Origin of the sequence: Streptomyces changanensis, from assembly GCF_024600715.1 — a bacterium.
Classification (GTDB): Bacteria; Actinomycetota; Actinomycetes; order Streptomycetales; family Streptomycetaceae; genus Streptomyces; species Streptomyces changanensis.
Genome location: NZ_CP102332.1, coordinates 6389372 through 6412467, shown reverse-complemented (window position 1 = coordinate 6412467; position 23096 = coordinate 6389372). Strand labels below are relative to the sequence as shown.

The window sequence follows — 23096 nt, the reverse complement described above, 5'->3', positions numbered from 1 at the left end:
CGGGGCCCTTCCCTTGTTTCGGCCCCTTCTCCGGCCGGACCCGTCACGGGCGGTGCTGTGCGCGGACCGCCCGGGAGCGCGTCGGTCGGGTCATGGCGTGGGGCGGTTGCGGCGGGCGCGCGAGCCGCCGCTGCGGCGTTCGCCCGTCGCGGCCATGGCGGCCCCCAGCAGCAGGGCCACGACACCGACGATGATGTTGTTCCAGATGGTGCGCGTGGTGTCGACGTTGCCTGCGACCAGCCACGGAGCGATGATCGTGAAGGCACCGATGGCCACGGCGCACCAGGCCATGGCGTGGGTCCGCTCATAGGCGGAGCCCAGGCCGCCCATGCACAGCGCATAGGCGACACCGAGGATCAGGTTGGTCACGGCGAGGGTCGTGAACCCGCTGAACCCCGCGATCCACGGGGATGCCGCGAGGTAGACGCCGGTGAGGAACGCCAGCGCCTCGATGGCCTGGCCGCGCGGCGTGCTGGTGGCTCGCTCGAACCGAGCGCGCATCTCTGCGACGTCGGGGTGTTGCTCGATGGTCGGGTGCGTGGTCATTGCGGGGCCCGCCTCCTAGAGAAGCCTTTATCTGCCCTTTACGACCATATAACCCCTCTTGCTCCATCCGGGTCAAATGGAACTTTTCCACCCCCTCACCGTCCCCACGCCCACCGGTTCACCGGGATGGCCACGGCGACGACACCTCCGCGGCGTGCCGTCGTTGATCAACCGCACGCCCAGCCGTGCGCGGTACCGCGACCCGCGAACCGGTCGCTGCCGACCACCCGAACGGAAGAGGTACGCCATGAACCTCCGCACCATCGCCCTGGCCGCGGCCGCGGGCGCGCTCGCCGCCACCGGCGCCGCGAGCGCCGCCCAGGCCGCCCCGTCCGCGCCGCACTCCCCCAACGCCACGGACGCGCCGGACACCGCGCGCGACGACGGTGTCGCCCTGGTGAAGAAGGACGCCCTGACCCCCTGGTCGCTCGTGGACTTCGCGCTCGAGCGGGAGGAGCGGACGGGCCGGGCGGGCTGAGGCGGGCTGAGGCGGGACAAGCCCGGGCGAGTCGGGCCGCGCACGCCGGGCGCTCGGGCGGGGCACGCCGGGGTGCGCCGGGGTGACGCGGAGCGCCGGAACGGCCCGGACAACGGCGAAACGCGGAAGTTACCGGTGCGTTTCGGACGTGTTGTGACTCACATTCCGCACCAATCCACGCATCGTGCACTGTTGAACCGGATGCGCGACCCCCGGTCAACCTGCGGTGACACAGCGCCACATGACGCACCGTAACACCCGGGGGCAGCGTTCGCGTCACTGCTTGAAAGCGAGACGGCACCTGAAAACCTTCACTGGATGTGCGTCAACGGGCTCGTATCGGCAGGCTGTTACCGACCCCGACCGATGGATTCGAAGGAAGAGTGATGACCATGACGCACAAGCGGAACCCGCTGCGCCGCACCGCCATACTCGGGCTGATCACGGCCGCGGCCATGACCGCGCTGGCCCCGGCCGCCGGCGCCGCGGAGGCGGGCGACACGGGCGAGTCGCGACTGTACGCACCGAGTGCCCTGGTCCTGACCGTGTCGGACGGCGAGGACGCCGCGACGGCGACCCCGCTCCGCGCGGTGACCCTCACCTGTATGCCGTCGCCGGGCGGCACCCATCCGGCCCCGCAGAAGGCGTGCGACACCCTGCGCGCCGTCGACGGCCGGTTCTCCGCCTTGCAGAGCGACAGCACGCGTGCCTGCGTCAAGATCTACGACCCGGTCGTCGTCACGGCCGAGGGCGTCTGGGAGGGCCGGCGTGTCCAGTTCGAGCGTACGTACGGCAACTCCTGCGTCCTGGGGGCGGAGGGCACCCCGGTCTTCGCCTTCTGAGCGCGACCGGCGCCGATCTCCCCGCGGCCCGCGTCGACACCGGCGGCAGCCTCCCCTTGCCACCGGTACGGCGCGGGCCGCTGCCGTGCGCGGGGCCCGCGACCGCCGTACGCCACGTCGGCGCCTCGCGGGCCGGTCGGCCCCGCCAGGGGCATAGTGAAGGGACGGGCGGGGTGCGGCAGCGCCCCGGGAGAGCGAGCCGTGGGGCCGTGAGCGATGGATCTCGACAGTGTCGCCGACGAGCTGTACGGGCTGCGGCCCGCCCAGTTCACCGCGGTCCGCGCGCAGCGCGCCGCCCAGGCCCGCACCGCCGGTGACCGCGGGCTCGCCGAGCGGATCGGGGCGCTGCGGCGTCCGACCCTGGCCGCCTGGGCGAGCAACCTCCTCGTCCGGGCGAAGCCGGAGGAGGTGCGGTCGCTCGTCGCGCTCGGCGACGGGCTGCGGCGGGCGCACCAGGAGCTGGACGGCGCCGGGTTGCGTGAGCTGGGCCGCCGGCAGCACGTCCTGGTGGCCGCGCTGGCCCGGGAGGCGCAGCGGCTGGCCGCCGAGGCGGGTGAGGCGGTGGGGGGCGCCGCCCGCGAACAGGTGGAGGCGACCCTGCACGCGGCGCTCGCGGATCCGGACGCTGCCGAGGAGTGGGCCGCCGGGCGGCTGAGCAAGGCGCTGAACGCACCGGTCGGGTTCGCCCCCGCCGGCTTCGGGACCCCGGGCGGTGGCGCTCCCTCGAGCGGCCGCGAGCGCGGGGGCGGTACGGCGGCCCGGGAACGTACGGCCGCCGCCCGTTCGGGAGCAGGCACGGCGGCGGGGCGGCGGCGCGCCCCGGCCGGGCCCGCGCCCCGGGAGGAAGAGCGGCGCGCCCGGGAGGAAGAGCTGCGAGCGCGGGAGGAGGAACGGCGGACGCGGGAGGAGGAGCGGCTGCGGGCCGAGGAGGCGCGGGCCGAGGAGGCGGCCGTCCTCGCCCAGCGCGAGGCCGAAGCACGGGAGGGCGACGCGGCCGCGGCCCGCGAGGAGGTGCGGGCGGCCGAACGGCGCGTACGGGAAGCGGACTCCGAGGTGGAGGAGCTGACGACCCGTCTGGGGGAGGCGCGTCAGCGGCGGGAGGCGGCGCGGGGCGCCGTGCGGGAGGCGCGGGAACACGTGCGGAACGCCGGACAGGCGGCCGAACGCGCCGGGATCCAGGCGCGGGAGGCCGCGGAACGGGCGCGGAGGGCGAAGCGGACGGCCGAGCGGCTGCGGTGAACCGCGAAGGAGGACCCGGCGGCTTCCCGTACGTCCGCGCCGCTGCTACGGGTGTCCCCAGCGACCGGCCCGGTCCACGGGCGCGTCCGCCACATCCGGCCCCGTGAGCGCCGCGGGCCCCCTCGGCAACATCCCCGCGCCCGCTCGCGCGGGGGCGGGTCGGCCGTGGGCGGCACGGTGGAGGTACCGGACCTTGATGCACAGCGCCCAGGGGTCGATCGGCTTCATCAGCAGGTCGGCCGCGCCCAGGCGCATCGCCGTGCGGGACAGCTGCGCGTCGACGCCCATGCCGGTCACCAGGATGACCGGGATGCGCCGCGTCTGCTCCACCCGCTGCATGTACCGCAGGACGTCGAGGCCGCTCACACCGGGCATGACCACGTCCAGGACCGTCACGGCGACACCGCCGCGCAGCACCGCCTTCAGCGCGGCGTCTCCGCTGGTGGCCGACTCCAGGGGATAGCCGAGCGGCGAGAGGGCGCTGTGCAGCGCGAACAGGTTGTCCTCACGGTCGTCGACCAGGAGGACCTTCTCCCCGGCGGGCATGGTCCCTCACCTCCGCTCCACGGGGCGGGCGGACGCGGACCGGCCCCCTCGCCCCAGGATGCCCAGGATGCCCCGGCCGGGGCCGCGGCGGCAGGGGGCCGAACGAGCCGCGGCCGGACGGCACCCCGTCGCGCGCCCCGACCGGGTCACGGGCGGTAGACCTCTCCGGGTTCGGGCGTGGCGGGGGCGAGGAGTTGCGGCACGGTGACGAAGGTGAAGCCGCGTTCCTTCAGCTCGTCGATGATGCCGGGTACGGCGGGGACGGTCCCGTCGTAGATGTCGTGCAGCAGGATGATGCCGTCCCTGTCGGCGCCCTTCAGGGTCCGTTCGCGGATCAGGTCGGAGTCGGTGGTGGCGTAGTCCTTCGCGGTGACGCTCCACAGGACCTGGGAGAGGCCGAGTTCGCGGCAGATCTCGGACACCGTCTCGTCGGTGCGGCCCTGCGGTGGTCGCATCAGGGTCGGCTTGCGGCCGGTGAGGCGCTCGACGGCGTCCTGGGTGCGCTGGAGTTCCTCGCGTATCTCGTGCGGCTCGATGTCGGTGAGGTCGGGGTGCGTCCAGGTGTGATTGGCGACCTCGTGCCCCTCGGCGGCGATGCGGCGGACGACGTCCGGGTAGCGGTCGACGTGCTTGCTGCCCAGGAGGAAGAACGTGGCGGGGACCTTCTTCGCCCTGAGGATGTCCAGCAGCTCCGGGGTGTCCTTGCCCGGCCCGGCGTCGAAGGTCAGGGCTATGCACCTGGCCTCCCGGCAGTCCACCGGGCGCGGGGCCTCCCCCTTGGCGTCGCCGCGCGCGTCGGCGGGGGCGACCGTGTCGACCGAACAGCCGCCTACGGCCAGGACGAGCGAGGCGACCGCGGCGAGGGCGGCGGTCCGGCGGCCACGGCGTGACGGGCGGGGGGAGCGCGTCGCGGACGACGTGAAGGGCGGCGGGAACGGCACGGTGCGGCTCTCCTTCGGGAGGGCGGGTCGGGGAGGCCCGGCGAGGGCCACGAGCTGCACTGTACACAGAGCGTATACACCGTATGTATACCGGGAGGGGGTGGAGAGTGTGAGCGGGATGGGTGGCTGCCGCCGGTTTCCCAGACCGTGGGGCCGCACTGGTGCCCGGCGGCCGGCACGGCGGACGGTGCACGGCTGGACGGACGGCACGGCGGACGGGACCGCCCTGGCCGCGCGGAGCGCACGCGGCCCCGCGCCGGCCCGTGGTGCGGGCGGCGCGGGGCCGGCGGATCCTCTGAGTGCGCGCGTTCCCTGCCGACGCGTCAGCGGGTCAGCGCGTCAGCAAGGCAGCTCTGTCAGCTCTGTCCTGTCAGCTCTGTCAGCTCTGTCAGCTCTGTCAGCGTGAGGCGAGCAGGAGGCGTGACTCCCGTTCGTGCTCTCCGGACACGTCCTGCGTGGAGCGGACCTCGAAGAGCCTGCCGAGGACCTTCACCACCTCGTCCACCGCGTGGCTGTCTCCGGTCAGCAGGGCCTCCACCGGGGTGTCGAGCCGCGGCATGTCGGAGGGGTCGCCCGAGTGTGCGGAGCTGTCGAACGTGGCCATCCACACGGTCGGCTCCGGTCCGGAACCCGCCGCCGCCGGCGCCACGTCCTCACAGCCGGCGAAGACCTGGTCCAGCACGCCGAAGATCGCCTCTGCCTCGGCGCGGCCGCAGTCGCTGAGCTGGACGGTGACGTCGCAGTCCGCGGGGTGACCCCCGGCGGCCCCGGCCCCCGTACCCCTGCCCTGGTCGCTTGCCATCTTCGTTCACCACGTCCTTCCGTCGGGTGCTGCGGGACGAGTACCCGTCTTCCCCATACCGCCACGGATGACGCCGGGCTGCCACTCTTGGCCTCGCGCGGGTGGCCACCGTGTGTTTGCGGGGGTGGCCTCCTGGTACCAGGGTGGGAACGACGGGGGGGGACACCGAGGAGAGGAAGGGCCATGCCCGCAGGTTCCAGCCCGAAGCGTGAACGCCAGTACGAGCACATCAAGGACAGCGCGCGCGACCGCGGCGAGAGCGAGAAGCGCGCCGAGGAGATCGCCGCGCGGACGGTCAACAAGGAGCGGGCCCGCAGCGGCGAGTCCAAGACCTCCGGCAGGACGTCGACGAAGGACATGTCGTCGTCGAAGCGCGGCGGTCAGCGCTCGCACAGCGGCGCCCAGGGCCCCACGTACGACCAGCTGTACGCCGAGGCCAGGAAGCGCGACATCCCGGGCCGGTCCTCCATGAACAAGTCGGAGTTGCAGCGCAAGCTCGGGAAGTGACCCGGAGCCGGACCGGCGGACGGTGTCACGCCGGCCCGGCGGACGGCGTCACGAGGCGGCCCCGCCGAACGGGCTGTCGTCCAGGTGGGCGAGGAGGTCGGCGGGGTCGTCGTAGATCGCGGTGGCGCCCGCGTCCGTGAGGTCCGCCCGCGGGATGCCCCCGCACAGCACGCCCACGCAGGTGACGCCCGCACGGGTGCCGGCCTTCATGTCCCAGACCGTGTCGCCGACGAACACCGCCCCTTCGGCCCCGGCCCCGGCCAGCCGCAGCGCGTGTCGCACCGGATCGGGCGCGGGCTTGCCCTCCTCCGTGTCGTCGGCGCTCGCGACGGCGGTGACGGCGTCGCCCGCGTCGATGGCCCGCAGCAGGGCGTCGAGCTCCGCGCCCCCGGCGGACGTGGCGAGGACGACGGTCCAGCCGCGTTCCGCGAGGGTCTCCAGGAGGCGGCCGGCGTCCCGGAAGGCGGGCAGCCGGTCCGAGTAGGTGCCGTACAGGGCGGTGTGCGCGGCGGTGACGGCCGCGTCGCCGCTCCTGTCCCGGTCCGGGTCGAGGAGGTGTTCGACCAGGTCCTCCGCCCCGAGGCCCACGGCGCGGTGGACGGCGTGCATGGGGACCTGGTGGCCTGCCTGACGGAACGCCTCCCACCAGGTGGTGACGTGCAGGTGGTTGGTGTCGGCGAGGGTTCCGTCGACGTCGAACACGGCGGCGCGGGTCATGGGGTTCCTTTCGGTGTGGTGGCTCTGGCGTGTTCCTGGCGCGGGCACCCCGCCCCCGGCCCCCGGCCCGGCGGGGTCGGGGGGCGCCAGGACACACGCCCGACGGGGCCGGGCTGACGAGGGCCGGGAACACGACGCAGATCCGGATGCCCGGCGACCGCGCGTACACGCCCGCCGCAGGCCACCGGCGCCGTGACGCGGGCCGGACGTGTCGGCCCGCGTGCTGCCGCACCCCATCGGCCCGCAGCCGGGGGCCGCCCCTCGTGGCCGCCCTCGGAACGGGGTGAGGGGCTCGCGGGGCCAGGGGCGAGGGGGATGAGGGGCGTGCGGGGCGCGGCGTCGGTGAGGGGCGCGATCCGTGGGTGAGGGGGCGGCGCGGGGCGGTTCGAGGGACGCGGGGCGGGTCGAGGATCGGGGGTCGGGGGACGCATCGGCCTGGCTCCCTTCGGCGCTGGAGGCCCGGGCGCGTCCCGGACGGTCGTACGAGCATCGCCGTGGGTCGGGCAGCGGTCACGTTCCGGGGGCGCGACACCCGGCGCGCGTCCTCCCGGTGCCGTAGCGCGGCCCGGTCGGGTCGGCGGAGGCCCCGTCGTACGGGGCCTCCGCGAGCCCCGGCGGGACTTTCCGGACGTCAGGGGTGGATTCGGCGCGCCCGGAGAGTTACCAAGGGACTGGCGGACCAACGTCGGGAGGCCGGCATGCGTGGCAGCGAGCGTGGCGACACGGGCAGCACGGGCGGAGCGGACGCGGCGGACGGGTCGGACGGCCCCGGCGGTCCGAGGACACCGGAGTACGCGGCACCCCGGGAGGTCGGACGCGCGGGGCCGGAACGGGCGAACGGCCAGCGCCGGGGCGGACGGGAGGCCGACCGCGGGCCCGGTCGGCACGAGACGCCCGAGGAGCGGGCCGACCGGCGCTGGGTCGAGCTGGTCCAGGAGATACGGGTGGCGCAGACGGGCGTGCAGATCCTTTTCGGCTTCCTGCTGACCGTGGTCTTCACCCCGCGCTTCGCCGATCTGCCCGACCTCGACCGCGCCGTCTACATCACCACGGTGGTCCTCGGCGCGGCGGCGACGGGAGCCCTGATCGGGCCGGTGTCGTTCCACCGGATCGTCTCTGGGCGCCGGCTCAAACCACACGCCGTGGTGTGGGCGTCACGGCTCACCTTCGTGGGTCTGGTGCTGCTGCTGGCGACGATGGTGTCGGCGCTCTTCCTGGTGCTGCGGGTGGCGACGCACGACTCGTTCGTGCCGTGGCTGGTGGCGGGGGTGGCGGCCTGGTACCTGCTGTGCTGGTTCGTGCTGCCCGCCTGGGCGCGGCACCGCTACACGACCGGGGACTGAGGGCCGGCCAGGATCCGGTCGACGGTGTCGGCCTGCGCGGCCGGCTTGTCGGGCCGGTGGCGCAGGACGCGGGCGAAGCGCAGGGTGATGCCGGCCGGGTAGCGCGAGGAGCGCTGGAGGCCGTCGTAGGCGATCTCGACGACCAGCTCGGGGCGTACGCGCACGGTCGTCCCGTCGTCGTCGACGGCCAGTTCGCGCAGCCGGTCGGTCTGCCAGCGCAACATGGTGTCCGTGAGGCCCTTGAAGGTCTTGCCGAGCATCACGAACGTCCCGTCGGCGGCACGGGCGCCGAGGTGCAGGTTGGACAGCAGGCCGGTGCGCCGGCCGTGCCCCCACTCGGCGGCGAGGACGACCAGGTCGACGGTGTGGACCGGTTTGACCTTGAGCCAGGAACGGCCGCGGCGCCCCGCGCTGTAGGGCGCGTCGAGCGCCTTGACCAGGACGCCTTCGTGGCCGCGCGCGAGGGTGTCGGCGAAGAACGCCTCGGCGGCGGCACGCTGGCCCGGGTCGGCCGGATCGGTGACGACGGTGCGGCGCACCCGCATCGGTTCGGGGACGAGGCGGGCGAGCTCGGCGTGCCGGTCCCGGCCGGGCAGGTCGAGGAGGACGGCTCCGTCGGCGGCGAGGACGTCGAAGAAGACGGGCGACACGGGCCGGGCGGCCGCGGCGGCGGCCACGTCGACGCGTGACCCGACGCGTGAGGCCGTCTCCTGGAACGGCACCGGCCGGCCCTCCCCGTCGAGGGCGATGACCTCGCCGTCCAGGACGAGGGCGTCGCCGGCGATGGCCCGGGCGGCCTCCCTGACCTCCGGCAGCCGGTCGGTGATCTCGTCGAGGGAGCGGGTGTAGATCCGCACGTCCTCGCCGGAGCGGTGCACCTGGACGCGGATGCCGTCGAGCTTCTCCTCCACGGCGCAGGGGCCGAGCGCGGCGAGCGCGTCGGCGACGCCCTTCGCGGTGTGCGCGAGCATCGGTTGCACCGGAGTGCCGACGCGCAGCCGGTACCTCTCCAGCGCGGCGGGGCCCTCGGCGAGGAGGGCCGTGGCGACGCGGGGCAGGGACCCGTCGAGCATCACGGCACGGCGCACGTCGGCGGCGGGGGCGTGGGCGGCCCGGGCGACCCCTTCCAGGGCGATGGCGTCCAGCGCTCCCTGGCGCACCTCGCCGGTGAGGAGACGCAGCAGGAACCGCTGCTCGGGGGCGGTGGCGGCGGCCATCAGCCCATGCACGAGCCGCTGCCGCTCGCCCTGCGAACCCGGGCCGGCGACCTGGGCGAGCGCGGTGAACGCGGCGTCGGTGTCGGCGATGGTGAGCGTGGCGTGCCCGGCGGCCGGGACCGGTTCCTTGAGGGTGCTCCAGCCGACGCCGATGCGGCCCTGGGGCAGGCGGCCCGCGAGGTAGGCGATGACGAGCGGCGCCTCCGCGGGCGGGGTCGCGGAGAACAGGTCGGCCAGGACGGCGATCTTCCGCGAGCGCGCCGAGGTGGCGGCGACCTGGTCGGACACGTCGGCGATTCGGGCCAGCAGCATGCGGCCATGGTGCCCGCCCCGCCCGCCTCCCGCACGCGGGAGGGCGGGCGGGAGGCGGGCGGGCCGTCCCGCACGCGGGCGGGGTGTGCGGCGGACGGTGCGGCACGGTGGTCGTCGCCCGGGTGACTTCGGCGCGTGGCGGCGGGTCAAGCCACAGGTCTCCTCTCCTTCACACAACTCCCCTACGCTTCGGCGGACTTCGAGGGGTCCACACAGGAAGCAGGGGACGACATGGGGACATTGGCGCGCACCGCCGGGGCGGCCGTGGCGGCGGGGATGCTGGTACTGGGCGCGGGTCCCGGCCCGGCCTCGGCCGTGGACGCGGGGCAGTTGTCGTACGGCGCGTCGACGTCGGTCGGGGTGCACAACGCGTACGAGAAGGGCAAGTTCCGGTACTTCGCGGACGCGCTCGACTCGGGCGCGGGGATGCTGGAGTTGGACGTGTGGACGAACGCGTTCGGCCGGTCGTGGAGGGTGTCGCACAGCAATCCTCTCGGGAACGACAACAACTGCGAGAACGCCGCCCACGCCGGCGAACTGCGCACGAAGGACCGCAACCAGGACCTCGGCGGCTGCCTCGCCGACATACGCGCCTGGCACGACGCCCATCCGGGGCACCGGCCCGTCCTGCTGAAGATCGAGTTGAAGGACGGCTTCGCGGGCCGCCTCGGGCGGGGGCCGGCCGCGCTGGACGCGCTGCTGACCGCCCGGCTGGGCGATGCCCTGTTCCGGCCCGCCGACCTGGTCCGCGGACATGCCGACCTCGACACGGCCGTCCGTGCCGACGGGTGGCCGTCCCGCGACCGGATGGCCGGCAAGTTCGTCGTCGAGCTGATCCCCGGCACGGTGGAGGAGGACAACCCGGCCGACTCCCTGTGGACGGACCGCGAGTACGCCACGCACCTGCGCGACCTGGCGGCGGCCGGACGGCTGCGGGAGGCCGGGGCCTTCCCGGCCGTGCACCGGGCGCAGTCGGGCGACCCGCGTGAGCGGTACGCGGACGCCGCGTTGCGGCCGTGGTTCGTCGTTTTCGACGGGGACGCGTCGGTGTACGCGAGCGGTTCGGTGGACACCTCCTGGTACGCCCGGCGGAACTACCTGGTCGTCATGACGGACGCGCACGGTGTGGCCCCGGCCATCGACGGCGTCCGTCCGACGGAGGCGCAGGCCCGCGACCGGATCGGCCTGTTGTCCGGGCGCCACGCGAGCGTGGTGTCGTCCGACTGGTACCCGCTGCCGGCGGTGCTGTCGTCGGTCGTCCCACGCGCCGGCGGCTAGCCGCTCGGCGGGCCCGCGACCGCCCGCGACCGCCCCCGGCCGAGCCGTGCCCGCAACGCCGCCCGCAGCCGACCGGCGCGGCGGCCCGCCGGCCCTGCCGGTGCCGGCCGCTGCCGACCGGGGTGGTCTTGCACCACGGCCCCCGACGACGGTCCGGTCTGTGACGCAAGCGGCGTCCCGGGCAGCATCCCGAGGGGAGACCCGTTCCGCGCTCCGGGCCGAGCGGCGACCGCCCGCGCCTCGGGGGGCGGGCCGGAGCGGCCGCTCGGGTCGGAGTCAAGGCCGGAGTCCAGGCTGGAGCCGAGGCCGGAAACTCGGCCGGGGCTCGGTCCCGGGCCTGGACCCGAATCGGAGTCGGAGACCGGGTCGGGAACCGGGTCGCTGCCTGGGCTGGAGCCGGGGCCGGGGGTCGAGTCCGGTCCTGTGCCTGGGCTGGAGCCGGGGCCGGGGGTCGAGTCCGGTCCTGTGCCTGTCCCAGGGGCCGCAGCCCAGGCGAGGTCCGCGCCTGGGCCCGGGCCCGGGGCCGGGGCGGCCACCGTGCCGTGTGCCGCCGGTGACGGTGGTGGAGTCGGGGCGCGACCGAGGTCAGGGCCCGGGTGCCAGGCCGGGGTGGCCGTCGGGCCGCGAAGGACCAGGTGCCGGGCCAGGGCCGGCGGGGCCGGGATCGGGGTGGAGGAGCGCGGCGTCGAGCCTCGCGCCGCCTGGAGGGCCTCCGTCAGAGCGAGGCGGAGCCGCTCCCCTTCGTGCCGATGCTCGGCGAGGAGCAGCCGGTCGGCGACGGCGCGGGCGGACGGCACCTCCGGGTGGCCGTACGGGGGCGGCGGGCGGAGCCGGTCGAGACGGGCCCGCTCGGACGGGTCGGGAACCACCTCGGCCAGCCGCTCCGCATCCAGGAACGAGGCGACGGCCGCCGCCACCGCCCACGCGTCCGGCGCCCGCGCCACCAGCAGCCGGAGACGTCGGGCCCGCCACCCGCACGGCCGGGCGTCCTCTCCGGCGCGGAGCCGGTCCGTCAGGTGCCGCGGCGCGCGACCGGTGAGCAGCTGCGGATGCTTCTCCGTCAACTGCCGCACCTCCCGAGCCAGGTACAGCCAGACGACCGCCCGGTAACGGTTGAGGTGGAAGGCGATCGGTGTGACGTGGCCTGTTCTCGCCAGTCTCGTGAAGCGGTCGGGCGAGATCCCGGCCGTTTCCGCCGCGCGCGCCGTGCCCGCCGTGCCGACCCGGTCGTGCAACCCGTCCGGGAAGTCCGGCTCGGCGCGCAGCCGGTCGATCTCCTCCCACGCCACCCGGGGGCGGCCCCCTCCGGCTGCCGCGAGGGAGCGGACCAGGCCCAGGTCGACCGCCGCCGCCATCTCGCCCCGCCCCAGCCCCAGTTCACGAGCCGCCCGCCCGCCCGTGACGGTGTCTCCGTCGCGCCCGCCGCTTACCGCCTGGTCGTCCCGCATCACGCCTCCGCCCGTCGATTACTCTCAGTGACGAGGTTAGTGCTGGGGAGCCTGCTGCGCCGGGCCTGTGGAAAACCGCCCGCGGACGGTGCTCGCGGGCGGTCGTCAGGGGATGTCGCGGGCGCTGGGGCGGCGGGTGGCCACGGAGAGGTGCTCACCGACGCGGTTCACCATGAGGGTCATCTCGTACGCGACGTGGCCGACGTCCGCCTCGGCCGTGCTGAGCACGCAGAGGCAGCTGCCCTCCCCCGCGGCCGTCACGAAGAGCAACGCGTCGTCGAACTCGACCATGGTCTGCCGGGCCCCGCCCACCCGGAAGTGGTGTCCGGCCCCGCGCGCGAGGCTGTGCAGGCCCGACGCGACCGCGGCGAGGTGCTCGGCGTCCTCCCGGACCAGAGCGCTGCTGACGGCGGTCACGAGCCCGTCGCTCGACAGGACGAGGGCGTGCCGTATGTGCGCGACGCGCTTGGTCAAGTCGTCCAGGAGCCAGTCGAGTTCCTTCTCGAGCGCCATGCTCGGTCCTCCCCGTTCCGCATGTCCCCGTTTTTCCCCGTTCCCGCGTAAGCCTTACCCACCGCGGAGGGCCCGGCAAGCACCCTCCAGGCCACCGGGTCACGGCACGGGGCCGAGGAACCGGGCGGCGTGGACGCGGGCCGCGTGCTCCACGAGCCGGACGAGAACCTCCTTGCCCGAGTCGCGGTCGCGGGCGTCGCACAGGACCACCGGAGTACCGCGGTCGAGGTCGAGCGCGGCCGCGACGTCATCGGCGCCGTGGGAGCGGGCGCCGGGGAAGCAGTTGACGGCGACGACGAACGGAACGCCCCGGCGCTCCAGGTGGTCCACGGCCGGGAAGCAGTCCTGGAGGCGGCGGGTGTCGGTGAGGACGACGGCCCCCAGGGCGCCCCGCGACAGCTCCTCCCACAGGAACGCGCCACGGTCCTGCCCGGGGGTGCCGAAGAGGTGGAGGGAGAGACCGGAGCGGAGGGTGACGCGGCCGAAGTCCATGACGAGCGTCGTGGTCCTCCCTTCCCCCGCCCCTCCGGGGCCTTCCCCGTCCGGCCCCGCCCCGGTGGACGGCTGCTCGGTGCGCAGCGGCCGGATCTCGCTGACCGCCCCGACGAGGGTGGTCTTGCCCGCGCCGAGGCCCCCGGTGACGAGGATCTTCAGGGGCAGGAGGTCAGAGTGCGCGGAGGCCATCGATCACTTCTCTCAGGGTGTGCTCGTCGGGCGGGCGCACGACCGGGGCGGGACGGTGGAGGGTGACGAGCCCGGCCCCGGAGAGGTCGCCGAGGAGCACCCGGACGGCGCCGACCGGCAGGCCCGCACCGGCGGCCAGGTCGGCGACGGACCTCGTACCGGCGCGGCAGAGGGCGAGGAGGGTGCGGTGCCGGGGGCCCAGCAGTCGTTCCCCGGCCCGGTCCGAGGGCGGTTCGGTCACGGCGGCCACCAGGGCGACGAGGTCGGGGCCGGCTGTCGGGCCGACGGACGGTTCGGCGGGCGGTTCGGCGGGGGCGCCCGTCAGCGCGTACGGGCGCACGAGAGGGCCGGCCTCGGTGTCGTACCAGCGCCCGCCCTGCGGCGGCGGGTCGGTCGGTGGGGGCGGGGCACCGGGTGTCGGTGGACCGGCCGGCACCGGCGGGGCGCCAGGCACCAGCGGATCGGTCGCCTCCGGTGGAACCCCCGGCAACGGTGGATCGGTCGCCTCCGGTGCGGCTCCCGGCAACCGTGGATCGGTCGCCTCCGGTGGGACCCCCGGCGGCAGGGGCGTGCCGTGGGGCAGCGGGGTGCCCGGCGGGCGGTGGGGCTGGTGGCCCGGGGCGCGGCGCCGGGCGGCGGGTCTCTCGGGGTCGCTCACGCGTGTCCTCCATCGCCGCGGTGGGTGGGTGGGTGGGTGGGTGGGTCGCGCAGCCGCCGGGAGGTCGCCGATGTGTGGCCGGATCCGGTGGCTCCATGGGTCCGGGACCGTAGCCCCGCGGGGGCGCACTCCCGGCGCACGGAGCGGATCTGACGGAACATGACGGGATCGCGCTCATATAGGACCGCTCCCGTCCGAACGAGTGCGTGGAACGCCCGGCACGGCGGCTGCGTCGGGGAGGCATTCGGCTGGGTCGTCCGGTACGGGATCATGGGCGCATGGACGACGACCACAGGCAGGTGCAGGAGTTCTTCACCCCTCGGGCGGCCGACTGGGAGCGTCGCTTCCCGGACGACGGCCCGGCCTACGCGGCGGCCGTCGCCGACCTCGGCCTCCGGCCGGGTGACGCTGTGCTGGACGCCGGCTGCGGCACCGGCCGCGCGCTGCCGGCGCTGCGGGAGGCGGTCGGTCCCTCGGGGACGGTCCTCGGCCTGGACCTGACGCCCGCGATGCTGCGGGAGGCGCTACGGGAGGGCCGGGACGGCAGCGCCGCGCTGCTCCTGGGGGACGTGGGCCGGCTCCCGCTGCGGGACGGGGCCCTGGACGCGGTGTTCGGCGCCGGTCTCGTCTCGCACCTGGCCCGGCCCGCCGATGACCTGCGGGAACTGGCGAGGGCGGTGCGGCCCGGCGGGCGGCTCGCGCTGTTCCACCCGGTCGGCCGGGCCGCGCTGGCCGCGCGCCACGGGCGCCCGCTCACCTCCGACGACCTGCGCGCGGAGCCCAATCTGCGTCCGCTGCTCACCGGTTCCGGCTGGCGGACGCTGTCGTACGTCGACGTGGACGCCCGCTTCCTGGTGCTGGCCGAGCGGACGGACTGACCCCCCTGCCCGGCGCGCGGCCCTCTTCTGCCGCGGCGGCCGCGAGCTTACGTTGGAGGTTCACGGACGGGCGCGGCGGACGGCGGCGCCGCGCGGGAAGGTGGGCCCCATGTTCAGCAGGCTGCGTACGCTCCTCCCGTCGGCCGCGCGGGCCGGGGGGCGGGGCGCGCCGGCGTCCGGTGGCGCGGGCGGCGCGGACGGTACGAGCGGTACGGGTGTGCCGCGGAAGCGGCAGCACAACATCTTCGAGGCCGCGGCCGTGTACGTGGCGGCGTGCGCCGAGGACGACGAGGACACCATGGACGAGGCGAGCGGCTGGGTGTCGCCGGAGGCCCTGTCGTTCGGAGTCGGCGAACTGGCCTGCCGTGCGGTGATAGCCCTCGCCCGGGAGCGGGACGAGTCGCCCGAGACGGTGACCCGTTCTCTCCTGGGCCTGCCGACGCCCTGAGCCCCGACGCCCACCACCTCCGCCCGCGTCCCGGCACCTCATCCGGTCGCTCGCGCGCCGGCCCACCGACCTGCCCGCTTGCGCCCGCCTCCGCACGCCCACGTACCGGCACCCGCACCCGCCCCGCCTGCCTGCCTGCCCGCCTGCCCGCCTGCCCGCCTGCCCGCCTGCCCGCCTGCCCGCCTGCCGCAGCGTGCGCCGTACGTCTCCTTCCCTCCCTCTCGACGGCTGGGTTACTCACTGGTTAGGGTGCGCCGACCGGGCCCTTTCCGACGGACGCGGGATCGCTACGGGGCTGCTACTGAAGGACGGAGGCCGCCGTGACCGGGACGACGGACGAGGAAGCGGGCGCCTCGGCGGGACGGGCGGACGGGTCCGCCGCGGGGGCGGGCGGCGCCGACGACCACCTGTACGTGCTGACCGCCGTACTGCTCACCCCGGCGCAGTTCCCGAGCGTCCTCGGCGACGACTACCCGCAGGCGTGCCGCGCCCTGGGGCTGGAGCCGTACGCGGAGGGCTACGGGCTGGTACTGGGGCAGGACGGCGAGGGGGCGCGCTGGACGGTCGCCGTGGACGACGTGTCCCTGGTCGCCGTCGCGATCGCCGCGTGGGACTGCGGAATGGAGTACGACCTGTCGCCGGGCGAGGACAGCGTCGTCGCGGCGCTGCCGGGGTGGCCGCTCGCGCTCGCCGTCTGCGCCCCCGGGGTCCCCGCTCCGCACGACCCGCGGCCGGAGCCCGGTGACCCGCCGCCGCTCGCACCGCCCGACGACTCGGTCTGGGGTCCCGCGCAGCGGCGGCTCGGCGCCGACGAGATCGCCCTTCAGTGGGCGGCCTGGCGCGAGCAGCTGGGCGGGGACGACTTCGCCCCGGCGGCAGGTCCCACCGGGACTGACGGGAACGGCAGGGCGGACGGCCCCACGGGAGGAGACCGGGACACCGGGGCGGAAGGACCGCGCGCGGACACGGCGGGGCCCGGCGGTGGCGGCGGGGGTCCGTACGCGGCCGTACGGCGCGTCCTGGACGAGGCGCGTGGCTACCTGGAGGATCCGCCGCCGCCCGGGCGGGTGCGGTCGACGTTCGCACCCGGCGGCGCGCGGACGCTGCGGGCGGACGGGCCCGGGTGGTCGCTGATCGCCCGGACCGACGACATCGCGTTCGTCCTGCTCGACGAGTACCCGGGTGAAGTGCTGCCCGTGGGCCGGGGCCCGCAGCTGCCGGGCCTCCTCGCCGGGCTCGACGCCATGGCCGTCCGCCCCGGCTGAGCGACCCGGCTGAGTACCCGGAGTCGTCCCGGCGTCCCCCCGCGCCCCGGCCCTCAGTCGGGTGCGGGCCGGGCGGGAAGGCACGGGCCCGGCCGGGTCGGCAGGCAGGGCCCGGCCGGGTCGGTCCGTCGGACACGGGCCGGGCGAGCCGGGCCGTCAGGCGGCGCGCAGTGGCTCGCCGACGGCGTGCAGGTGGCCCAGGGCCTGGCGGTAGGAGTCGACCGCGCCGGTCTCCGCGTAGGGGATGCCCAGGCTCCGGCAGTGGGCGCGTACCAGCGGCTGGGCGAGCCGGAGGTGGGGCCTCGGCATGCTGGGGAAGAGGTGGTGCTCGATCTGGTAGTTGAGGCCACCCAGCAGCCAGTCCGTCAGGGCGCTCCCGCGGATGTTCCGCGAGGTCAGGACCTGCCGGCGCAGATGGCCCCAGCGCTCGTCGTCGCCCGGCACCGCCATGCCCTTGTGGTTGGGCGCGAAGGCGAGGCCCAGGTGCAGACCCAGCAGCATCTGGTGGAGCAGCGCGAAGAGCAGGGCCCGGCCGGGGGGCATCGTGGCGAGCAGCAGCCCCGCGTACCCCGCGACGTGGGCGAGGAGGAGCCCGCCCTCGATGCCGCGTTCACCGCGCGTGCGGCGCGGGCCGTCCGCCGAGAACACTGCCCGGAAGCCGTACGCCTTGAGCGCGAACCCCTCCAGCGTGGTGAGGGGGAAGAACAGCCACGCCTGGTGCCGCGTCAGCCAGCCGCGCGGTCCGGTGCGGCCCACCGCCTGGTGGCGGTTGAAGACCAACACGTCCGGGGCGACGTCGGGGTCCTTGTCGACGTGGTTGGGGTGTGCGTGGTGGCGGTTGTGCTTGTCGTTCCACCACTCCTGGCTCATGCCGAGGAGGAGGTTGGCGTGGAGGAGCTGCAGCAGGTGGTTGGTACGGCGGCGGGCGGCGATCTGGGCGTGGCCGGCGTCGTGGGCCACGAACGCGGTACGCGCCGAGAGCACGGCCAGCGGGACGGCGAGCAGCAGGCTCCAGACCGAGCCGCCGAAAACGGCGAGGGCGGCGCCGACGGCGGCGAGCCCGGCGAGGTTGGCGGCGATGCCGAGGGCGTACCAGCCGGTCCGCCGTTCCAGCAGTCCCTGCTCCCGCACGACGCGGAGCAGGGGGCCGAACTCGCTGCCGCCCCGGCGCACGGGTCCCGGGGTCCGCGGCGCGGCGTCGTTCGGGACCCGGGGCGCGGGTGGGGACGGGGCGCGCTCCGCTGGGGCGGCGGTGAGTTGCGGCATGGCGGTCTCCGGTCTGTCTGCCGAGGTGTCGGCGCGGGGCGGGTGGGCGCGGATCGGGTCGCGGCGGCGTCGCCCTACGAACGTATGGGCGACGTGCGGCGCCGGACCATGGGGGCAGCACCCGACCCGGAGGGGGGCCGCCCTCCCCCACTCCCGATACTCGGTGCCGCCGTGGTGGCACCGATTCCCAGGCGCGTGACGTACCTCACCACCGGAACCATGCCTTCCACCCTTGCCTTCCTGTAGGTTCGGCCCTTCCGATCTGAGCTAGTCAAATTTGAGGACTACGTCAGCACCGTGCACTGGGACCCCACACTCACCGATCTGGCCCGCTGCTCCACCCTCTTCCTCCCCGCCGACCCCGCCCGTACCGGTCGCGTCGCCTTCTTGGTGCCCGACGACGGGCCGCTGCCCGCACCGTCGGGGCGCGGCTCCCTGGAGAAGGTCACGGTCGTCGACGACGACGCCCTCCCCCGGCGCGTCCCGGCTCGTTGCCTGCCCGTCGCGGACGCGCTGCCCCTGCTGGCCCGAGTCGGCGCCGGAGCCGTCGCCGAACCGTCGCCGTCCTGCGCCTTCTGGGGCGCCGCCGCGCTGCTCGCCCTGCGCGTCGCCGCACGCGGCCGGTTGCTGCCGGGCCTGAGCCCCGCCGGCCACGACGCCTGGCGGGCGGGGCCGCTCCCCGCCGACGACCTGGACCGGTTGCGGACGCTCGCCGCGTCGATGCCGCCCGCGGCCCACGCCCTGCCCGCCGGTACGGACGGCGACGGGGCGGTCCTGCTCCCCGAGCCGGAGACGCTGCTGCGGGCCTTCCTCGACGCGGTGGCCGACACACTGCCGCGCACGCCCGCCGCACCCCTCGCCACGGGCGGTGCGCCGTACGCGGCGGAGGAACCGCAGTACGTACCCGGCCTGCGCGACTGGGCCGCCGAGGTGGCGGCCGGGCACGACGCCGGGGTGCGGCTCTCCCTGCGCATCGAGGTCACCGGCCTCGACACGGACGGCGCGGCCCCCGATGGCCCGGCCACCGTCCGCGGGGCCTCGGACGACCCGGCCACCGCCGGCGCGTTCGCGGACGACACGGCCGGCGACGACCCGTCCGCCCACGACCCGTCCGGCGCCGACCCGTCCGCCGTCGGCACCGACCCCTACGAGACGGCCCGGGACACGACCGGGGACGCGCGGGCCGGGGCCGGGCACGCCGTCGCCGGGAGCACCGGGCACCGACCGGCGTTCCGCGCCGTGCCGCAGCTGCACAGCGTCGCCGAGGCCGCGCTGGTCGCGGACGCCTCCGACGTCTGGTCGGGCGCCGCCGGGACGGCCTTCGGCGCCTCGGCCCGCCGGGACGCGCTGCTCGCTCTGCGCCGCGCCGCCCGGGTCTGGCCCGCCCTGTCGCCGCTCCTGTCGGCCACCGTGCCCGACGCGCTCGAACTCGCCGACGAGGAGGTAGCGGAACTGCTGGGCGCCGCCGGGCGGGCGCTCGCGCACAACGGCGTGGAGGTGCACTGGCCCCGCGACCTGGCACGGTCGCTGACCACCCGCGCCGTGGTCGGACCTCCGCACGGCGGAGGCGAGGGCGACGGCCCCCCGTACGGACGCGAATCCGGGCTGCCGTCGCTCCTCTCCGCCGACGCCCTGCTCTCCTTCGACTGGCGCTTCGCCGTCGGCGACCGGCCCCTCGCCCGCGCCGAGCTGGACCGGCTCGCGGAGGCGGGCCGTCCCCTGGTCCGGCTGCGCGACCGGTGGGTTCTGGTCGACCCGGAGGAGGTACGGCGGGCCCGGGAGCGGCGCGACCGCAAGATCACGCCGGTGGAGGCGCTCGGAGCGGTGCTGACGGGCACCACGGAGGTGGACGGCCGCCGGGTCGGCGTCGAGGCGTCGGGCTGGTTGCGGGAACTGCGCGACCGTCTCGCCGACCCGGAGGGCGGCCACCAGGAGGTCGGGCAGCCCGCCGCGCTCACCGCGACGCTGCGCGACTACCAGCTGCGCGGGCTGAACTGGCTGCACCGCATGACGTCCCTCGGCCTCGGGGCCTGCCTCGCCGACGACATGGGCCTGGGCAAGACCGTCACGCTCATCGCGCTGCACCTGCACCGGCAGACCGAACCGGCCGCGGCCGGTCCGACGCTCGTCGTCTGCCCCACGTCGCTCATGGGCAACTGGCAGCGGGAGATCGAGCGGTTCGCCCCCGGCACGCCCGTACGCCGGTACCACGGCCCGGGCCGCGACCTGGAAGGCGTGGCCGACGGTTCGTTCGTCCTCACCACGTACGGCACGATGCGGCTGGACGCCGAGCGTCTCGCCCGCGCGGACTGGGGCATGGTCGTCGCCGACGAGGCCCAGCACGTGAAGAACCCGTACTCGGCCACCGCCCGCAGGCTGCGCGCCGTCGGCGGCCGCGCGCGGGTGGCGCTCACCGGCACGCCCGTGGAGAACAACCTGTCCGAGCTGTGGGCGATCCTCGACTGGACGACACCCGGACTGCTCGGCCGGCTCGGCACGTTCCGCGACCGCTACGCCCGGGCCGTCGAGGGCGGCGCCGACCCCGCGGCCGCCGAGCGCCTCGCCCGGCTGGTCCGCCCGTTCCTGCTGCGCCGCCGCAAGACGGACCCCGGGATCGCCCCGGAGCTGCCGCCCAAGACGGAGACGGACCGTGCGGTGGCGCTGACGACGGAACAGACGGCGCTGTACGAGGCGGTGGTCCGCGAGACGCTCGCCGCCATCGCCGCCGCGGACGGCATGGAGCGGCGCGGCCTCGTCGTCACCCTGCTGACCGCGCTGAAGCAGATCTGCAACCACCCGGCGCAGTACCTCAAGGAGGAGGACGCTCCGACGCTCGCGGACCGCTCGGGGAAGCTGGAGCTGCTCGACGAGCTTCTCGACACGATCCTGGCGGAGGACGGGAGCGTGCTCGTGTTCACCCAGTACGTGCGGATGGCCCGGCTGCTCCAGGACCATCTGGCCGCCCGGGGCGTACGGACGCAGCTCCTCCACGGTGGCACCCCGGTCGCGCGCCGCGAGGAGATGGTGCGCCGCTTCCAGGACGGCGAGGTACCGGTGTTCCTGCTGTCGCTGAAGGCGGCGGGAACGGGGCTGAACCTGACGCGGGCCGGGCACGTCGTGCACTACGACCGCTGGTGGAACCCCGCCGTGGAGGCGCAGGCCACGGACCGGGCGTACCGGATCGGGCAGACCCAGCCCGTACAGGTGCACCGGCTGGTCGCCGAGGGCACGGTCGAGGACCGCATCGCGGACATGCTGGCCCGCAAGCGGCGGCTGGCGGAGTCCGTACTGGGCGGCGCCGGCGAGGCGGCGCTCACCGAGCTGACCGACGCCGAACTGGCGGAGCTGGTCGAGCTGCGCGGCCCCGGCGGTGGTGCCGGAGCCGACACGGCCGCCCGCGGACACCCGGGCACGGGTCGCACGGGGCGTACGGGCAACCCGGGCACGGGCAGCACGGGCGTCGCGAGCGGCACAGGCGGAAGAAGTGACACGGGTGGGACCGGTGAAGCGGACGGGGCGCGTGGGGCGCACGTGACGGACGGGGGGCGTGGACGATGAACGGTGCCGATCACGGTGACGAGGCGACCTTCGCCGCGCTGCCACCCGCCCGCGGGCGGGGCTTCGCGGAGACGTGGTGGGGCCGGGCCTGGCTACGAACCCTGGAGGACTCGGCCCTCGACGGCCGGCAGTTGCGGCAGGGCCGGGCGCGGGCGCGGGCCGGAGCGGTCGGGGCCGTCACCGTCCGGCCCGGCCGGATCACCGCGGTGGTCACGGACCGGGACGGCACCGCCCACCGCGCCGACGTGCTCGTCCAGGAGCTGTCGGACGGGGACTGGCAACGGTTCGCGGCCACGGCGGCGGCCCGCGCCGGCCATGTCGCCGCGCTGCTCGACCGGGACGTGCCGCCGTACCTCGTCGAGGACGCGGCGGCGGTCGGCGTCGACCTGCTGCCGGGCATGGGCGACCTGGAGGCGGAGTGCGGCTGCGGCGCCTGGGACCACTGCCCGCACACGGCGGCCCTGTGCTACCAGGTGGCGCGGCTCCTCGACCGGGACCCCTTCGTGCTGCTCCTGGCGCGGGGGCGGGGTGAGCGGTGGCTGCTCGCGGAGCTGACCGCGGGCGGCACCGCGGCGGCCGGCGCCGACGCACGCGCCGGGGCCGGCAGCGGGGGGCCGGCGGGTGTCCGGGCGGACGAGGCGTTCGCGATGGGCGGCATCCTGCCCGCGCTCCCCGGGCCGCCGCCCGTACCGGAGGACGCCGGCGAACCGCCGTCCCTCGTCACGGGTGACGACAACACGGACGGCACCGGCGGCACGGACGGTACGGGCGGTTCCCCCGGTGCGGGCGGGGGCGGTACCGGCGGTGGCGCGGTGGATCCGGCGGCGCTGGAGGTGCTGGCCGCCGACGCGGCGGTACGGGCGCGGCGGATGCTGGCCGAGGCGCTGGGCGCGGTCCCTGCGGCACCGGCGGACGACCGGCCGCCGGACGTGCGCCGGGACGCCGTGCGGCTCGCCGCCACGACCGCGGCGGCCGTTCCCGCCGTGGTGGCGCGGCTCGCGGCGGGCACGGGACGGGACGCGGCGGACATGGCGGCGGCGGTACGGGCCTGGCGGCTCGGTGGTGCGGCCGGCCTCGCCGTCCTGGAGGAGGAGTGCACGCCGGCGCCGGACGTGCTGGCCCGCGCCGAGGCCCTGCTCGCGCGGGCCTGGGACGCCCCCGCCGGGGACAGCCCCGCCGTCGTCCCCTCCGGGGACAGCCCCGCCGGAGACCGCCCCACGGCGGACCGCCCCACCGGCCGCGCCGGGGGCGGTTCCACCTCGGGCGGCGCTGCCGGGAACGGTGACGGGCGACCCGCCCTGCGGTCGCTCGGCGGCGGGCGGTGGGAGGTGCCGGGGGCCGGCGCGCAGCTCCGTCTGGGGTGTGACGGCCGCTGGTGGCCCTACCGCCGGCTGGACGGCAGGTGGACGCCCGCCGGCCCGGCCGACCACGATCCGGGCGCGGTCCTGGCCGGGCTGCTGGAGGGGGACGACCTGGGATGACGGCGCCGGGGCGCGCGGGGTACGGCGGCGGCCCTCCGCGCCCGGGGCCGCACCGGGGCCCGTGCACCCGTGTCCGGGCCCGGCGCCCGGGGGCCGCCCGGCGCGGACGGACATCCCGACCGTACCGGG

At 76.0% G+C, this 23096-nt stretch carries 22 protein-coding genes; 11 read left to right on the top strand and 11 right to left on the bottom strand.

Annotation, left to right across the window (positions count from 1 at the left end):
• Positions 1-90 precede the first annotated feature (90 nt).
• Positions 91-546, bottom strand: a complete 456-nt coding sequence (locus tag NRO40_RS28100) for an SPW repeat protein (protein WP_058940555.1) — start codon at positions 544-546, stop codon at positions 91-93.
• A 247-nt stretch (positions 547-793) separates the two neighbouring features.
• Here NRO40_RS28100 and NRO40_RS28095 point away from each other — a divergent pair, with 247 nt between their 5' ends.
• The 3 genes from NRO40_RS28095 (at position 794) to NRO40_RS28085 (ending at position 3105) form a co-directional block, all read left to right on the top strand.
• Complete coding sequence (locus NRO40_RS28095; RefSeq protein WP_058940554.1) at positions 794-1024, top strand: hypothetical protein; 231 nt, start codon at positions 794-796, stop codon at positions 1022-1024.
• Positions 1025-1416: 392 nt separating this feature from the next.
• On the top strand, positions 1417-1866 hold the full coding sequence (locus NRO40_RS28090; protein ID WP_058940574.1) for a subtilase-type protease inhibitor: 450 nt from the start codon (positions 1417-1419) through the stop codon (positions 1864-1866).
• Between the two features lie 216 nt (positions 1867-2082).
• Positions 2083-3105 carry a hypothetical protein gene (locus NRO40_RS28085; protein WP_058940553.1) on the top strand — a complete coding sequence of 341 codons (1023 nt, stop codon included), beginning with the start codon at positions 2083-2085 and terminating at the stop codon, positions 3103-3105.
• A gap of 45 nt (positions 3106-3150) precedes the next feature.
• Here the strand turns inward: NRO40_RS28085 and NRO40_RS28080 are convergent, their stop codons facing one another.
• The 3 genes from NRO40_RS28080 to NRO40_RS28070 all read right to left on the bottom strand — a co-directional run bounded on the left by NRO40_RS28080 (position 3151) and on the right by NRO40_RS28070 (position 5394).
• Positions 3151-3651 carry a response regulator gene (locus tag NRO40_RS28080; RefSeq protein WP_058940552.1) on the bottom strand — a complete coding sequence of 167 codons (501 nt, stop codon included), beginning with the start codon at positions 3649-3651 and terminating at the stop codon, positions 3151-3153.
• A 146-nt stretch (positions 3652-3797) separates the two neighbouring features.
• Positions 3798-4592: a polysaccharide deacetylase family protein gene (locus tag NRO40_RS28075; RefSeq protein WP_058940551.1), complete on the bottom strand. Its 795-nt coding sequence runs from the start codon at positions 4590-4592 to the stop codon at positions 3798-3800.
• Between the two features lie 397 nt (positions 4593-4989).
• Positions 4990-5394 (bottom strand): hypothetical protein, encoded by a 405-nt coding sequence (locus NRO40_RS28070; protein ID WP_058940550.1) that lies wholly within the window; start codon positions 5392-5394, stop codon positions 4990-4992.
• Positions 5395-5577: 183 nt separating this feature from the next.
• Between NRO40_RS28070 and NRO40_RS28065 the strand changes: the two genes are divergently transcribed.
• The gene (locus NRO40_RS28065; protein WP_058940549.1) at positions 5578-5901 is read left to right on the top strand and encodes a hypothetical protein; all 324 of its coding nucleotides are present in this window, start codon (positions 5578-5580) and stop codon (positions 5899-5901) included.
• A 48-nt stretch (positions 5902-5949) separates the two neighbouring features.
• On the opposite strand, the gene NRO40_RS28060 is transcribed toward NRO40_RS28065, so the two are convergent.
• Positions 5950-6618: an HAD family hydrolase gene (locus NRO40_RS28060; protein WP_058940548.1), complete on the bottom strand. Its 669-nt coding sequence runs from the start codon at positions 6616-6618 to the stop codon at positions 5950-5952.
• Positions 6619-7316: 698 nt separating this feature from the next.
• Here NRO40_RS28060 and NRO40_RS28055 point away from each other — a divergent pair.
• The gene (locus tag NRO40_RS28055; RefSeq protein WP_306674892.1) at positions 7317-7961 is read left to right on the top strand and encodes a DUF6328 family protein; all 645 of its coding nucleotides are present in this window, start codon (positions 7317-7319) and stop codon (positions 7959-7961) included.
• Here NRO40_RS28055 and NRO40_RS28050 read toward each other — a convergent pair.
• Positions 7943-9490, bottom strand: coding sequence for an ATP-dependent DNA ligase (locus NRO40_RS28050; protein WP_058940547.1), 1548 nt, complete (start codon positions 9488-9490; stop codon positions 7943-7945). The genes NRO40_RS28055 and NRO40_RS28050 overlap by 19 nt on opposite strands.
• 231 nt (positions 9491-9721) lie before the next feature.
• On the opposite strand from NRO40_RS28050, the gene NRO40_RS28045 reads away from it, so the two are divergent.
• On the top strand, positions 9722-10768 hold the full coding sequence (locus tag NRO40_RS28045) for a phosphatidylinositol-specific phospholipase C domain-containing protein (protein ID WP_058940546.1): 1047 nt from the start codon (positions 9722-9724) through the stop codon (positions 10766-10768).
• Here the strand turns inward: NRO40_RS28045 and NRO40_RS28040 are convergent.
• The 4 genes from NRO40_RS28040 to NRO40_RS28025 form a co-directional block, all read right to left on the bottom strand.
• Entirely contained in the window at positions 10765-12216 is a 1452-nt protein-coding gene (locus NRO40_RS28040; RefSeq protein ID WP_058940545.1) for a DUF6397 family protein, read from the bottom strand. The two genes, NRO40_RS28045 and NRO40_RS28040, sit on opposite strands and share 4 nt — an antisense overlap.
• A 105-nt stretch (positions 12217-12321) precedes the next feature.
• The gene (locus NRO40_RS28035; RefSeq protein ID WP_058940544.1) at positions 12322-12729 is read right to left on the bottom strand and encodes a roadblock/LC7 domain-containing protein; all 408 of its coding nucleotides are present in this window, start codon (positions 12727-12729) and stop codon (positions 12322-12324) included.
• A gap of 99 nt (positions 12730-12828) precedes the next feature.
• The gene (locus tag NRO40_RS28030; RefSeq protein ID WP_058940543.1) at positions 12829-13413 is read right to left on the bottom strand and encodes a GTP-binding protein; all 585 of its coding nucleotides are present in this window, start codon (positions 13411-13413) and stop codon (positions 12829-12831) included.
• Complete coding sequence (locus tag NRO40_RS28025; protein WP_058940542.1) at positions 13394-13849, bottom strand: DUF742 domain-containing protein; 456 nt, start codon at positions 13847-13849, stop codon at positions 13394-13396. The genes NRO40_RS28030 and NRO40_RS28025 overlap by 20 nt, the downstream gene beginning before the upstream one ends.
• 500 nt (positions 13850-14349) lie before the next feature.
• On the opposite strand from NRO40_RS28025, the gene NRO40_RS28020 reads away from it, so the two are divergent.
• The 3 genes from NRO40_RS28020 (at position 14350) to NRO40_RS28010 (ending at position 16662) form a co-directional block, all read left to right on the top strand.
• Complete coding sequence (locus NRO40_RS28020) at positions 14350-14949, top strand: class I SAM-dependent methyltransferase (protein WP_058940541.1); 600 nt, start codon at positions 14350-14352, stop codon at positions 14947-14949.
• 109 nt (positions 14950-15058) lie between these two features.
• On the top strand, positions 15059-15397 hold the full coding sequence (locus NRO40_RS28015; protein ID WP_058940540.1) for a hypothetical protein: 339 nt from the start codon (positions 15059-15061) through the stop codon (positions 15395-15397).
• A 320-nt stretch (positions 15398-15717) separates the two neighbouring features.
• The gene (locus tag NRO40_RS28010) at positions 15718-16662 is read left to right on the top strand and encodes a hypothetical protein (RefSeq protein WP_408057067.1); all 945 of its coding nucleotides are present in this window, start codon (positions 15718-15720) and stop codon (positions 16660-16662) included.
• A 156-nt stretch (positions 16663-16818) separates the two neighbouring features.
• Here the strand turns inward: NRO40_RS28010 and NRO40_RS28005 are convergent, their stop codons facing one another.
• The gene (locus NRO40_RS28005; protein WP_058940539.1) at positions 16819-17928 is read right to left on the bottom strand and encodes an acyl-CoA desaturase; all 1110 of its coding nucleotides are present in this window, start codon (positions 17926-17928) and stop codon (positions 16819-16821) included.
• A gap of 297 nt (positions 17929-18225) precedes the next feature.
• On the opposite strand from NRO40_RS28005, the gene NRO40_RS28000 reads away from it, so the two are divergent.
• Both NRO40_RS28000 and NRO40_RS27995 read left to right on the top strand, forming a co-directional pair.
• Positions 18226-21486, top strand: coding sequence for a DEAD/DEAH box helicase (locus tag NRO40_RS28000; RefSeq protein WP_232790951.1), 3261 nt, complete (start codon positions 18226-18228; stop codon positions 21484-21486).
• Positions 21483-22967 carry an SWIM zinc finger family protein gene (locus NRO40_RS27995; protein WP_058940538.1) on the top strand — a complete coding sequence of 495 codons (1485 nt, stop codon included), beginning with the start codon at positions 21483-21485 and terminating at the stop codon, positions 22965-22967. Before NRO40_RS28000 ends, NRO40_RS27995 begins: the two co-directional genes overlap by 4 nt.
• Positions 22968-23096: the final 129 nt, after the last annotated feature.